Origin of the sequence: Burkholderia sp. Z1 (assembly GCF_014893795.1) — a bacterium.
Taxonomy (GTDB): domain Bacteria; phylum Pseudomonadota; class Gammaproteobacteria; order Burkholderiales; family Burkholderiaceae; genus Burkholderia; species Burkholderia theae.
On sequence record NZ_JACFYL010000003.1, the window covers coordinates 482,788 to 496,008 of the forward strand.

At 69.1% G+C, this 13,221-nt stretch carries 14 protein-coding genes; 7 read left to right on the forward strand and 7 right to left on the reverse strand.

Annotated features, from left to right (window positions below; all coding sequences use genetic code 11):
- Positions 1-7 precede the first annotated feature (7 nt).
- The 7 genes from H3H55_RS34525 to sctU all read right to left on the reverse strand — a co-directional run bounded on the left by H3H55_RS34525 (position 8) and on the right by sctU (position 7,303).
- Positions 8-1,051 (reverse strand): hypothetical protein, encoded by a 1,044-nt coding sequence (locus H3H55_RS34525; RefSeq protein ID WP_193102673.1) that lies wholly within the window; start codon positions 1,049-1,051, stop codon positions 8-10.
- 55 nt (positions 1,052-1,106) lie between these two features.
- Complete coding sequence (gene sctS, locus H3H55_RS34530; RefSeq protein ID WP_193102674.1) at positions 1,107-1,370, reverse strand: type III secretion system export apparatus subunit SctS; 264 nt, start codon at positions 1,368-1,370, stop codon at positions 1,107-1,109.
- A 43-nt stretch (positions 1,371-1,413) separates the two neighbouring features.
- Positions 1,414-2,067: a type III secretion system export apparatus subunit SctR gene (sctR, locus tag H3H55_RS34535; RefSeq protein ID WP_193102675.1), complete on the reverse strand. Its 654-nt coding sequence runs from the start codon at positions 2,065-2,067 to the stop codon at positions 1,414-1,416.
- On the reverse strand, positions 2,051-3,337 hold the full coding sequence (sctQ, locus tag H3H55_RS34540) for a type III secretion system cytoplasmic ring protein SctQ (RefSeq protein ID WP_193102676.1): 1,287 nt from the start codon (positions 3,335-3,337) through the stop codon (positions 2,051-2,053). Before sctQ ends, sctR begins: the two co-directional genes overlap by 17 nt.
- Positions 3,338-3,452: 115 nt before the next feature.
- Positions 3,453-4,073, reverse strand: coding sequence for a type III secretion system protein SctP (gene sctP, locus H3H55_RS34545; RefSeq protein ID WP_193102677.1), 621 nt, complete (start codon positions 4,071-4,073; stop codon positions 3,453-3,455).
- 6 nt (positions 4,074-4,079) lie between these two features.
- Positions 4,080-6,197, reverse strand: coding sequence for a type III secretion system export apparatus subunit SctV (gene sctV / locus H3H55_RS34550; protein WP_193102678.1), 2,118 nt, complete (start codon positions 6,195-6,197; stop codon positions 4,080-4,082).
- Positions 6,198-6,220: 23 nt separating this feature from the next.
- Positions 6,221-7,303, reverse strand: coding sequence for a type III secretion system export apparatus subunit SctU (gene sctU / locus H3H55_RS34555; RefSeq protein ID WP_193102679.1), 1,083 nt, complete (start codon positions 7,301-7,303; stop codon positions 6,221-6,223).
- A 416-nt stretch (positions 7,304-7,719) separates the two neighbouring features.
- Here sctU and H3H55_RS34560 point away from each other — a divergent pair, with 416 nt between their 5' ends.
- The 7 genes from H3H55_RS34560 (at position 7,720) to H3H55_RS34590 (ending at position 13,220) form a co-directional block, all read left to right on the forward strand.
- Positions 7,720-8,313: an HrpB1 family type III secretion system apparatus protein gene (locus H3H55_RS34560; protein WP_193102680.1), complete on the forward strand. Its 594-nt coding sequence runs from the start codon at positions 7,720-7,722 to the stop codon at positions 8,311-8,313.
- A 47-nt stretch (positions 8,314-8,360) separates the two neighbouring features.
- Positions 8,361-8,750: a hypothetical protein gene (locus tag H3H55_RS34565; RefSeq protein WP_129518189.1), complete on the forward strand. Its 390-nt coding sequence runs from the start codon at positions 8,361-8,363 to the stop codon at positions 8,748-8,750.
- 2 nt (positions 8,751-8,752) lie between these two features.
- Positions 8,753-9,571 carry a type III secretion system inner membrane ring lipoprotein SctJ gene (sctJ, locus tag H3H55_RS34570; protein ID WP_193102681.1) on the forward strand — a complete coding sequence of 273 codons (819 nt, stop codon included), beginning with the start codon at positions 8,753-8,755 and terminating at the stop codon, positions 9,569-9,571.
- A 76-nt stretch (positions 9,572-9,647) separates the two neighbouring features.
- Positions 9,648-10,472: a type III secretion protein HrpB4 gene (locus tag H3H55_RS34575; protein ID WP_193102682.1), complete on the forward strand. Its 825-nt coding sequence runs from the start codon at positions 9,648-9,650 to the stop codon at positions 10,470-10,472.
- Positions 10,457-11,308, forward strand: a complete 852-nt coding sequence (sctL, locus tag H3H55_RS34580) for a type III secretion system stator protein SctL (RefSeq protein ID WP_193102683.1) — start codon at positions 10,457-10,459, stop codon at positions 11,306-11,308. Before H3H55_RS34575 ends, sctL begins: the two co-directional genes overlap by 16 nt.
- Positions 11,299-12,729, forward strand: coding sequence for a type III secretion system ATPase SctN (gene sctN / locus H3H55_RS34585; RefSeq protein WP_226800687.1), 1,431 nt, complete (start codon positions 11,299-11,301; stop codon positions 12,727-12,729). Before sctL ends, sctN begins: the two co-directional genes overlap by 10 nt.
- Positions 12,729-13,220: a type III secretion protein gene (locus tag H3H55_RS34590; protein WP_193102684.1), complete on the forward strand. Its 492-nt coding sequence runs from the start codon at positions 12,729-12,731 to the stop codon at positions 13,218-13,220. Before sctN ends, H3H55_RS34590 begins: the two co-directional genes overlap by 1 nt.
- Position 13,221 lies beyond the last annotated feature (1 nt).

Here is a 13,221-nt window from a genome sequence, read left to right on the forward strand (position 1 = left end):
GAAGTGCTCAATGCGGCGACGCGGGGGACGGCAGGGCGTCGTCGTCCTGCCGGTCGCGCGCGTCGTCGTGTTCCGCGCTGGCGCCCGCCTGCAGCGAGGCCAGGATGCTGTCCGCGCGCGCTGCACGCGAGCCGATCGTCGGTCGCTCGAGCGCGAGCAACTGCAGACCCAGCAGCAGGTTGAAATGCCGGACGCGATTCACCGGCTCCGTGGCCAGCGTCGACTGGTTGGCGTGCTGCGCATCTTCCGCGGCCGCGGCGGCACCACGCAATCGGGACCGCTCGACGAGGCGCGCACGAACCGCTTCGAAACCCGTCGCGCCCGATGCACCGAGCCACGTGCGCGCGAGCGTGACTTCTCGGGCAACGCGATACATCCGGGCATCGAGGCGCTGTTCCGGAGCCGCGGCGAGTTCGTCGCGCATCGCAAGCAGCTCGTCGCAACACGCGTCGGCAACGGCCTGTTCGCGCGCGCCGTCGGTTTCGTGATCGAGCGCATCGTTCAACCAGTCGGGCAACGTTGCGTCGTCCGGCAACGCAGCACCCATGCCGCGATGGGCGACGCGCAATTTGCCCGGCCCGCGCCGCGCATCCTGTTCCTGCCGTTGTTGTTGCCGGCCTTGCTGCTGCTGTTTCCCGTCCTGCTGCGACGACTGTCGCTCGCCGCCGCCGCGCTGCCCGCCGCGCCCGCCGTCACGGCTGACACGCAATCCCGACAGCGATTTCGGCATCGCGCGCCGGGTCGCGCCGGACGAGCCCGCTTGCCGCGGCGCCTGGGCCAGCGCCTTGCGCGACATCGCGAAGCTGGCCCGCTTGCCGGCATTTTTCCGCCGGGCCTGTGCGAGGCGCGCACGCAACTTGGCGGCGCGCAGCTTGTTCGCCAGCAGCTTCGCGCTCGCCCGATGCGCATGGGTAAAGGTCGTGCGGCCCCGATACAACGCGGCCTGATGGGTCGCACGCGTGTCGTCGCGCGTACGTTCGGCGCGTGCCTGCTCGGCTTGCGCGAGCCCGTCCTGGGCCGCGGCGTACGGATTGTGCGAGATCCGGCTCATCGGCAAAGCACCCCGGGCCGGACGCGCGCAGCGGCGATCGTCGTGATGGGGGCGTTCATTGCGGCAACGCGGTGCGCATCATCTGGTTGGCGAAATGCAGCACCGCGGACGCCGCCAGCGGGGCCACGATGATGATCGTGATCACCACTGCCACCAGCTTCACGCCATGCGGCAAGGTCTGGTCCTGCATCGACGTGATCGCCTGCAGGAACGACACGGCGAGCCCGACCGCGGCCGCCACGATGACGACCGGCAGCGAGCAGTAGAGGCACAGCAGCATCCCCTGGGCGGTAGCGCCGATCAGCGCGTCAATTTCCATCGAGAGTCCCCGTGAACAGCGGTTCGGTATCGATTGCCGCGCACTACTTGTAGGTCAGCACGAGGCCGTGGATCAGTGTCGACCAGCCATCCATCACGACGAACAGCAGCAGCTTGAACGGAATCGCGACGTTGGTCGGCTGCACCTGGTTCAACCCCATCGCCAGGAGCACGTTGGCGATGATCAGGTCGACCACGATGAAGGCGACATACAGCAGGAAGCCGATCTTGAAGGCCTCCGTCAGCTCGGTCAGCGTGAAGGCGGGCGCCAGCACGAACAGGTCCGTGTCCTTCAGTTCGCTCGCGACGTCCTTCGGCCAGACCACCGCCGCCGAGCGGACGAAGAAGCGCCGCTCGCGCTGGTGCGCATGGGCCTCGAGGAATTTGCGGAATGGCTCGCGCGCCGCGCTGAACGCCTGCATCACCGCCTGCGAACTGGATTCGCTGGCGACCGGATCGGTCGGCAGGTTGCGCGACGCGGCGATGGCGACCGGCGCCAGCACGTACGCGGAAACCAGGATCGCGATGCCGTTGAGCACCATGTTCGGCGGCACCTGCTGCACGCCGAGCGCGTTGCGCAACAGGCCGAGCACCACCACGATCTTCATGTAGCAGGTGACGACCATCGCGACGAACGGCACGATCGTGATCGCGACGACGACGAGCAGCAGCCCGGTGAGATCACTGTACTGAACCATCGTCGTGTGCCATCCGCAGGATTCGAACGCCGAGACGGTCGGCCACCGCGATCAGCTCGCCATGGCCGATCGTCTGCCCGTGCGCGACCAGCCTGATCCGCGCGTCGGTCACGCGCGTGTCGAGCTCGATCACATAACCCGGACGCAGCGACGACAGTTGCGCGAGCGGCAGCGCGACGCTGTCGAGCTCGAACTGCACGGGCAGATCCAGTTCACCGATGTCGACGGGCTCGTCGTGGAAATCGTCGGCGAGCGGTGGCGGGTCGTCGTCGGTGTGTTGCAGTTCGTCGGTCATGACGGGCTCCTCGATGATGACAAGCCGGCTGCCGTCGATTTCGACAGCGGCGCAAAGCCGGGTCAGCCCCGGCGTGCCCCAGGCGGCGCGCACGCGAATCGCATCGCCCAGACTCAGTGCGGTCTCGATGCGGGTCGGCATCGTGCGCAGCAGGACGTCGCCGGGGCGCAGCGCCTCGAGCGCGGTGATCGCGATGCGGCGCGCCCCGATCGTGACGCGGCCCGGGATGCGCAGCGGCGGATGAAAGGTGTCGAAGGCGCCGGGCTGCGCAGGCAGCGCGTCCTGCGGCGCGGCCGCGTGCGACCGGCTCGCCTGCAGCGACGACAGCCGCCGTTCGAGCAGCGCGAGGGTCGCCGGGCCGATCTGCAGCGTTGCATCGTGGCGGTATCCGTCGAACGTGACGGACACATCCGCCGCGAGTTGATCGTCGTTGACGTCGCGCGAATCCGGCATCCGGCCCGCATGGCGCTCCCCGTGACGTGCGGCCGCCGCGCTGCCGGTTCGCAGCACGTCCGCCACGCGCCACGTACCGATGCCCGTTGCGAGCAGCACCTCCGTGAGCGGCGCCAGCAGCACGCTCGCGATCGATTGCCGCAACGCGTGCACGGCGCCGGTGCCGGCTGCCGGTCCCGCTCCGCGGGCTTCCGGCGCGAGTATCTGCAACGCCGGATAACGCGCCAGATCGACGTCGATCGACAGGCTCCCCGTGACGTGCGCGAGGACGATCCGGCCCGGTTCGGCGGGATGCGCACCCGGATCGGCCGTCGCTGCCGCGGGTTTCAGCTGCCATCCGGTGACGCCGCCGAGATGCGACACCAGCGTGTCGACCCGCGCGTCGAACAGGATCCGGCTCGCTTGCGCGGCGGCGGGCGTCAGTCGCGGCAGGCCATGCGCCAGCGCATCGGCGGGCAACGCCGGCGCGTCGGCGCCGTTCGCGACGAGGGCGGGCGGCCGCTGTGCCGCGCCGCCCGTCATGCCGTCATTCCGCGAAACTGTTTCGGTGAGCACGATAGCGATTGAGGGTTGTCCAGGCCGGTGTCGGGACGCTCGTCGGCAGGCATGCGGCAGACGATCCGTGCGTGACGTCGCGTCACTCGATGACGATCTCGATCTGCCGCGGTTCGCCCCATGCGTCGAGGAGTCCGGTCAGTTCGCGATCCAGGAGGCGACTGTGCTGCCAGAGTAGCTGCCTGCTCGACGGATCCTGCGCATCGAAACGAAGCTGCAGACAGGCAGGCGAAAGCGACAGGTACAGCGTCGTGTCCGGCAATACCGCCGGGTCGAGCGGCAGGCTGACATCCCAGTTGCCCGACCGCGCGATCGTGCGGTTCGAGCAGAACTCGGCGATCTCGCGCGCGATGCGCGCGGTCAGCTCGATGAAGCGGTTCTGCTGCCGGTAGACGGCGCCGACGATCGGCGCGCTGGCCGCGCCGATCCGTTCGTCCAGCGCAGCGCCCGCGCGCGGGTGGTGCCGCGCGGTGCCGAACGGCACGTCGCCGCCGGTGTCGTCGCTTGCGCTATCGGAATCCGGTGCGTCGTACGCATCCTGTCCGTCGCCATCGCCGTCGGATGCCGTACCGGCCACGCGCGGCACGGCCCGCTGGCGCAGCAGCGCCGCGTAATCGAAGCGCCGCGCGCGGCGCGTGCCGGGCAGGTCGGCCGGCTCGGTGGAGGGCGCGATGATGCGGGCGGGGCGATGGATCCTGGACATCGCGATTTACAGCATCACCCGGCCCAGCGGTTGCAGATCGACATGCGAGCCCAGCTCCTGATACGAGTAGACCGGCAGCCAGCCGAGTTGCGATTCGATCATGCGCCTCACGTAGCGGCGGATATCCATCGACGTCACCAGCGCGATGCCCGAGCGTGGCACCGGACCGACGAAGGACTGGATGCTGTCGACCAGGAACTTCGCTTCTTCAGGCGGCAACGCCAGGTAGTTGCCGGTCGGCGTCTGCTTGATCGCCTGGCGAATATGCTGTTCGACCGGCATGTCGAACAGCACGGCCGGCAATTGTCGCGCGCCGTTGGCGGCACGGTGCGCGAGGAAGCGCGACAGGTCGCCGCGCACGTATTCCGTGAGCATCAGCATGTCCTTTTCCTTCGGCCCCCACGCGATCAGGCTTTCCATGATGTTGCGCGCATTGCGGATCGACACCTGCTCCTCGAGCAGGCGCCGCAGCACGTCCGCGATCCGTTGCGGCGGCAGCACCTTTTGCACCTCGGCGACGAGCCCCGGGTAGTCGCCGCCCATCTGGTCGAAGATGTATTGCACCTCCTGGACTCCGACGAACAACGCCGCGTGCTGCCGCAGCAACGCGACCGACGCATGCGCGATCAGCTGCTCCGCGCGCCACACGCGGGTTTTCGCGGGCACCGATTTTTCGTCGATCCAGTAGGTTTGCGGGCCGTTCGCGACGATCGGCATGCCGACGTCGCACTGCGCGATCATCGCGTTGGCGGCTTCGTTGTCCACGGTCCGCGCATCGCCGGGTTCCGGCGCGCTCGCGGCCGCCGCGCCGAGATCGGGCAGCACCACCTTGCCGGGCGGCAGCGCGAGCGACAGTTGTGGCACGTCGTGCATCAGGAATTCGCAGCTCGACGGCGGAACGCGGTCCGAGACCCAGATCGTGATGCCGGGGAACGGCAACCCGAGTTCTTCCTGCAGCAGCGCGCGCTCGGCCTCGAACGCGCGGTCGAGTGCCGGCTGGTTGATGCGCACGACCAGATCGGCGGAAATGCGTACGCCCAGCGGCGCGGCGAACGCGGGCGCCTGCGGCAGGATCGCGGGCGAGCCGGTTTTCGCGCCGGCCCGCTGCATCGAGCCGAGCGGTTCGTCGGCGGACGCGCCGCGGGACGGCTTGCGCTGGCCGAGCCGATACGCGGCGAAGCCGAGCGCGCCCGACAGCAGCAGGAACAGCGGCCATGGAAAACCCGGCACCGCCGCGAACGCCAGCAGCAGCAGCGACGCGAAGGCCAGCGCGCGCGCGCTGGCGCCGAGCTGCCGGCCGATCTCGGCGCCGAGCGACAGCGACTTGCCTTCGCGCTCGTCGGAGACGCGCGTGATCATCACGCCGGCCGCCACCGACAGCAGCAGCGAAGGAATCTGCGACACCATCGCGTCGCCAATCGACAGGATCGAGAAGCGGTTGGCCGCCTCGCCCGCGCTCATCCCGTGATACGCGACGCCGACCGCGAGGCCGGCCACGATGTTGACGACCGTGATGATCAGCCCGGCGACCGCGTCGCCCTTCACGAACTTCATCGCGCCGTCCATCCCGCCGTGCAGCGCGCTCTCGAGCGCCAGCGTGGCGCGCTTGTGGCGTGCCTCGTCGGGCGTCAGGTTGTTCGCGCGCAGGTCGGCGTCGATGCTCATCTGCTTGCCGGGCAGCGCGTCGAGCGTGAACCGCGCGCCCACTTCGGCGACCCGCTCGGACCCCTTCGCGATCACGATGAACTGCACGACCGTGATGATCACGAACACGACGATCCCGACGACCAGATTGCCGCCGACCACCAGCTGGCCGAAGCTGTCGATGATGTCGCCGGCCTCCGCGTGCAGCAGGATCGACTTGGTCGACGCGATGTTCAGCGACAGGCGATACAGCGTCGTGAACAGCAGCAGCGTCGGGAACGCGGACAGCGACACGATGCTCGGCACGTAGAGCGTGACCATCAGCAAGGTCACGCTGATCGCGAGATTGAGGCTCAGCAGGATGTCGATCAGCAGCGTGGGCAGCGGCAGGATCATCAGCGAGATCATCGCGACGATCAGCGCGAGCAACGCGATTTCTCCGCCGGCGGGCAGCTTCAGCGACTTGAACAGGGTGGCCATGGGACGTAACCGGGTTGCGTGGATCAGTGCGCGTCGGCGCGGGCGCCCGCATCGGGCCGAGCGCGCGACGCGCCGAGCGATTCGACCCAGCGCAGGATCACCGCGACCGTCTCGAACAGCTCTTCGGGAATCGGCGCGCCCAGCTCGACCTGGTAGAGCGCACGCGCGACGGGCGGATTGCCGACGATCGGCACGTCGGCCAGCTGCGCCTCGCGGCGCAGGCGCGCGGCTTCCGCATCGAAGCCTTTCGCGATGATCACGGGCAGCGGGTGTTCGTCGGGCGCATAGCGCAGCGCGACCGCATAGTGGGTCGGGTTGACGACCATCACGTTCGCCGCCCCGACTTTCGGCCGCGCGGGGCCGTTCGACAGTTCGCGCGCGATCCGGCGGCGCTCGCCCTTGATGATCGGGTCGCCTTCGTCCTGCTTGTGCTGGCGCTTGACTTCGTCCTTGCTCATCTTCTTGCTGCGGATGAACAGCCAGCGCTGCAGCTTCACGTCCGCCGCGCCCATGATGACGAACACCAGCGCGGCCACGCCGAACAGCTTCAGCACGATCACGCCCAGCAGCCGCGACAGCTGCGGCAGCGGCTGGTACAGCGAGCCGGCCACCATCGGCATCACCGCGTCGATGGTGCGCCACATCACGAACGACACGATCAAGCCCTTGACGACCATCTTCAGCAGGTCGATCAGCGTGCGCATCGAGAAGATCTTCTTGATCCCGGCCACCGGGCTGACCGCATTGAGCTTGAACGCCACCGGCTTCATCGACACCTGGAAGCCGACTTGCGGCGCCAGCGCCACCACGACGGCGACGAGGGCCGCCGCGACCGGCACCAGCACGGCACCCGCCAGCCGCGCACCGATCTGCTGCAACGCCACCGCCAGCGTGACCATGTCGTGGCCGGTCGCGACGAAATCGAGCGCGATGTGCAGCGACGAGCGCGTCGCGTCGACGATCATGTCGCCGCACGCGAGCAGCACGATGACACCGGTCGCGAGCAGCGCGCCGTCAATGAGGTCGGTGCTTTTCGACACCTCGCCGTCGCGGCGTGCGTCGCGCAGCTTCTTGTCGGTCGGCTTTTCGGTTTTCTCGTCGCTCATCGAAGGCCTGGGTCGGAAGGGCGGGCAAGCGCGACGACGTGGCGGCGGGCCGGCCCCGACGGCCGGCGCCGGATGCAGTCGCACCCGGCACGGGAATCCGCGGGCCGTCCGGGCACGCTGCATGTGTCGACGAACCTGTGTCGAGCATAGGGCCGCGCGGGTCGGCCTGCGCGGCAGGCCCGAAGCATCGGCGGCGCAAACGAAGCGAGCGGCGGTTCCCGCCGGTTTTGCGCGGCGGTCGCACGGGGCTTCGTTTGCGCACGGAAGGCTTCGCGTCGCCCGCCGGCCGCGCCGCGGCCCGTTGCTATGGTGGGATGTATCGCTGGTCGCGGTGCGCGTGGCCGGATGTCACGAGGGCCGGCGCGCGATGCGCCTGCCGCAACGGCGATTGCCCGTATCCATGGAGAGTCAACGTCATGCTCAACAGCCAGCCTGCGCCGTCTGCGGCGAACGCGCCACCCGACTACCTGCAATGCAGTCACGACGTTGTGTGCGGCCTGATCGATACCGTCTCCGCCGCGCTATTCGCCCGGTTTCCGAAGGCGGCCGGCGACACGCTCGATGTCGAGCTCGTGCTCGATGCGTTGCGCGTGTTCCGCCCGGCCGTCGCGGAGATCGGCATGCTCGACGGCGTGCTGCATATCGTTCACGGCCGCTGGAACGATGCCGCGCATGCGCTGAGGGCGCTGATCGACCTCGCGCCGGACTTCGTCTACGCGAAGGCGATGATGGCCTATTGCCTCGCGTCCAAGGGCGAGCCGGGCTGGCGCCAATGGGCGCATAGCGCGCTCGAATCGAATCCGAACCGCGAGTCGCTCGAACTGGTGCGTGCGCTCGAGGCGCGCGAGGACCTGAACAACGCGGTGCGCGACTATCGCGGCGGCGAATTCACGATTCCGGAATCGTGCCGGCCGTTCGCCGGCGAGCCGCAGGACGAACCATCGCGCCGCGACGACGGCCCGGCCTCGTCGCCGGCTTCCGCCCCGCAGCTGAACTACCTGCGCGCGTGATCGACGCCGCATCGGCGGCATAACGCAGCACCGAACGAGGAGGGCGAATGAGCCACGCAGTCACAAGCCAGATGATTGACTCGGCATTGACCGATCTCACGAAGGGCGGCGATACCGCCAACGCCGGGGCAGCGGAAAAATTCCAGGCGCTGATGAATCAGCCGCAACTGGTCCCGCCCGGCACGCATCAGGAAGGCGCGGATGGCGGCAGCGTGATCGCGCAAATGCTGACCACGCACGACGCGGCCGCGCAGCACGCGATGGATCGCATCACCGAGTTGTCGGCGCAGAGCGCCAACATGGACGTGAAACAGGTGATCGCGCAATCGGCCGATGCCGCGATGGAGATGTACCGCGTGCAGTTCGACTTCCAGGCGAAGATGAGCGTCGTGTCGTCGTCGAGGTCGTCGGCCGAAACGCTGATGAAGAACCAGTAGCCATGACGCGTCGGCCTGGATGGAAGCGCGACGCGGCGCGGCGGGCCGGCCTGGCCTTGATGCTGGCCGGTTGCGCGTTGCTGGCGTCGTGCAAGAAGGAGCTGTACGCGAACCTCAGCGAGCAGGACGTCAACGAGATGACGGTCGCGTTGCTGGAGCGCGGCGTGAGCGCCGACAAGGCGAGCCCGGACGGCGGCAAGACCTACGTGCTGCAGGTCGAAAGCGGCGACATGGTGCGCGCGATGCAGATTCTGCGGATGCGCGGCCTGCCGCACAGCAAGTTCGACGACCTCGGCAACCTGTTCAAGAAGGAAGGGCTGGTGTCCACGCCGACCGAGGAGCGCGTGCGCTTCATCTACGGCCTGTCGCAGGAGTTGTCGGGCACGTTGTCGCATATCGACGGCGTCATGTTCGCGCGCGTGCAGATCGTGCTGCCGAACAACGATCCGCTGGCCCAGCAGGTGAAGCCTTCGTCGGCGGCGGTGTTCATCAAGTACCGGCCCGAATCCGATATCGATGCGCTCGTGCCGCAGATCAAGAACCTCGTCGTGCACAGCGTCGAAGGGCTTTCGTACGATCAGGTGAGTGTTACTGCCGTCGCGGCCGAACCGGTTGAAATCGCGGCCGCGACGCCTGCGCAGCCGCATCCGCTGCGCTGGATCCTGGCGGGCGTTGGCGTGCTGCTGCTGGTGATCGGCGGTGCGGCGGCGGCCATGCGGCACCGCGTCCTGAAGCAGCGACTCAAGCCGGCCGCCGACGTGCTGGGCGACCGCATCGCGGGCCTCGCGTCGCTGCGCCGCAAGCGCGGCTCGCAGGCCTGAACGTGAGGCGCGAGATGCCGGTCGATTCGCGCGATGGGTCGCGCCGGATCGTGACCCTGTCCTGTCGATGAATGCGATGACCGACATGTCCTATCGATTGGCCGCTGCCGCGCTGGCGGCGTGGCAGCGCAATGCGCGGAGCGTGCTGCAATGGGCGCATCCGTCGTGGCTGGCGTGCGCGCTCGGCATCGACGAGGCCGCGGCCGTCGCGCTGGCACGCACGATGGCCGGGCAACGCGGTGCAGACGCGCCGGCGGTATACCCAGCGGCAGATGAAGGCGCCGACGCCGCGATCCGCCTGCGCGCGTGCCTGGACGCGTGCTCGTTGGCGCTGCTTCGCTGCGTGGGGCTGCCGCTGCCCGACCTCCAGGCCGCCACCGGTCCGGGCGCGCTGTGCGTCGACGCGTTGCCGCCGGAGGCCGGCTTGCGCGTGCTGCGCATTCGCGCGCTGCGCTTCCGGCGCGGCGAGATACGGCGGATCGTCGACAAGCGCATGCGCGCGCGCGTCGCCGAATGGTCGGGGCTCCCGCTCGACCGGCTGATCGTCGAGCAGCCGGGCAAACGGCAGGCGATGCCCGACATCGAGCAGATGGCCGCGCGCACGCCGATTCCGCCGGTCACGGCAATCGATGGCACAACGCTCGCGCTGGAAGGGCATGCACTGATCCGGCGCGACCTGGGCAGCGCGCATTCGCCGTGCCCGCTGCTGCGTCTCGCGTTGCCGGTCGATGCGGACGACGCGGCCGGATACCGGCCGGTGTCGCGCCACGCGGCACTCGCGTCGGGCTCGCCGCATCGCTGGGTCGACCGGATTCCGGCCGACCTCGACCGGCACGGCACCGACGCGCTGTTTGCCGAACTCCCTCATCTGTTGCCGGAGTACGCATGGTTATCTGGCTGAGCAAGCCGCGACAAGCCGATTCTTCGGCGGACGACCCGCGCCCGCGGTTCGGCGCGCATGGCGATATCCTGCCGCGCGAAGTGTTCGGGACGCTGGTCGACATCGAGACGGCCTACCGGCAGGCCGGGCAGGATGCCCGCGCCGAACTCGACGCCGCGCGCGACGAGGCGCGGCGCATCGTCGCCGCCGGCCGTGCCGACGCGGACGCGCTGCTGGACGCGGCGCGCGCCGAGTTCGCGTCGGCCGCGCAGCGTGGCTTCGAGGAAGGCAGCGCGCGCGGCGCCGCGGACTGGCTGGTCAACGTGGCTCAGGCGGGCAGCGACGCGCGGGCGGCACAGGACCGGATGCGCGGGCGCATGGCCGAGATCGTTGCCGTCGCGGTCGAGCAGATCGTGCGCAGCGAAGGCACGAGCGCGCTGTTCGAGCGGGCGCTGTCGGCCGTCGACCGGATCGTCGAGGGCTCGACCTGCCTGCGGGTCGCGGTTCATCCGGATGACCTGGACGATGCGCGCACCGCATTCGACGGCCTCGCGAGCCGCTGGCGCGACCTCGGACGGCCGTTGCCGGTCACCGTGTCGGCAGACCGGCGGCTCGCGCGCGGCAGTTGCCTGTGCGAATCCGACGTCGGCCTGATCGACGCGAGCGTGTCGACGCAATTGCGGACGATGCGGGCGGCCATCGCGCGTGCGCTGAAGGAGTCGGTTCAGGAAGCCGGCGGTGCCGATGACGAACAGATGGTCGCGAATGACGACGACGCGCCGACGGATCGGATCGATGCGGCTGCAACGGACGCAAGCGGCGATGCGCAAGCGGAGGAGGCCGACACATGGCTCTGACCGATATGCCAGCAGGGCCGCTTGTGGGCGACGCCGATGCGCCGGCCGCCGGCAAACGCACTGCACCCGTGCACGACACGCGGCTGCGCAACCTGACCGACGCCATCGAACGCGAACTGCGCGCCAGCGTGCGCGTGCATCAAAGCGGCAAGATCACCGAAGTGATCGGCACGCTGATCAAGGTCGCGGGCCTCGACCTGCAGCTCGGCGAGCTTTGCGAGCTGCGCGCGCCGGACGGCACACTGCTGCAGCACGGCGAAGTGATCGGGTTCACGCGCGACTATGCGCTCGTGTCGCCGTTCGCCCGGCTGACGCAGGTCTCGCGCTCGACGCGCGTCGTCGGGCTCGGCCGGCCGCTGTCCGTGAAGGTCGGCGACCGGCTGCTCGGGCGCGTGATCGACAGTCTCGGCGAACCGATCGACGGCCTCGGCCCGCTCGGCATGGATGACGCGCAGGCGCGGCCGATCTTCGCGGATCCGCCGAGCCCGATGACGCGCCGCATGATCGAGGAAACCATGCCGACCGGCGTGCGCGTGATCGACGCGATGACGACCTTCGCGGAAGGCCAGCGGATCGGCATCTTCGCGCCGGCCGGCGTGGGCAAGAGCACGTTGCTCGGCATGCTCGCGCGCGGCGCGCAATGCGATATCAACGTGATCGCGCTGATCGGCGAACGCGGACGCGAAGTGCGCGAGTTCGTCGAGCTGATTCTCGGCCAGCAGGGCATGGCGCGTTCGGTGGTGGTGTGCGCAACCTCCGACCGCTCTTCGATCGAGCGCGCGAAGGCCGCCTATGTCGCGACCGCGATTGCCGAGCACTTTCGCGACGAAGGCAAGCGCGTGTTGCTGATGATGGATTCGCTGACGCGTTTCGCGCGCGCCGGCCGCGAGATCGGCCTCGCTGCCGGCGAACCGCCGGCGCGACGCGGTTTTCCGCCGTCGATCTTCGCCGAGCTGCCGCGCCTGCTCGAACGTGCCGGCATGGGCGCCACCGGTTCGATCACCGCGCTCTACACGGTGCTCGCGGAAGACGAGTCGGGCAGCGACCCGATCGCGGAAGAGGTGCGCGGCGTGCTCGACGGCCATCTGATCCTGTCGCGCGAGATCGCGGCGAAGAACCGCTATCCGGCCATCGACGTGCTGGGCAGCCTGTCGCGCGTGATGCCGCAAGTCGTCTCGCCCGGCTATCTCGCGGCGTCGACCCGGCTGCGCGAATTGCTGGCTCGCTACCGCGACGTCGAGATGCTGCTGCAGGTCGGCGAATACCAGCCCGGTTCGAATCCGCTGTCCGACGAAGCGATCGCGAAGATCGACGCGATCAATGCGTTCCTGTCGCAGCGGACCGATCACTATGCGGACCCCGCCGATACCGAGGCGATGATGATGGAGCTGGCACAGGCCGGCGGCGGAGGCACGTTCTGATGCGCACGATCTCGCGCCGGATTTCGGCGCTCAAGCGCGCGGGCGCACGCCGCGAGCGAATGGAACCCGAGTTGCGCGGCGCACTCGACGCGCGACGGCGCGAGCACGCGGAACTCCAGGCGCGCGTCGAACACACGACGGCCCGGCTCGCGGAACTCAACGCGATCGTCGCGCGTCAGCGTGCGCGCATCGCCGGCATGATGACCGGCGCGGAGCCGTTCGCGATCGACGATTTCGACGGCTGCCGTCGTTACCTCGAAGTGGTCGACGCGCAGGTGCTGGCCACGCGGGCGGAACTCGACACGCAGCGCGACGCCGTGGCCGCGAAAGACCGGCAAGTGGCTGATGCACGTCGCGCGATCGCGCAGAACCGCGGCCGCATCGACATGTGCCGCACGCGCACGACGCAGCTCGAACGGACGCTCGACCAGATCGAGCTCGACGCCGAGGACGAAGCGGCGGAAGAACTGGCGCTGGCGCGTCGCGGCTGAG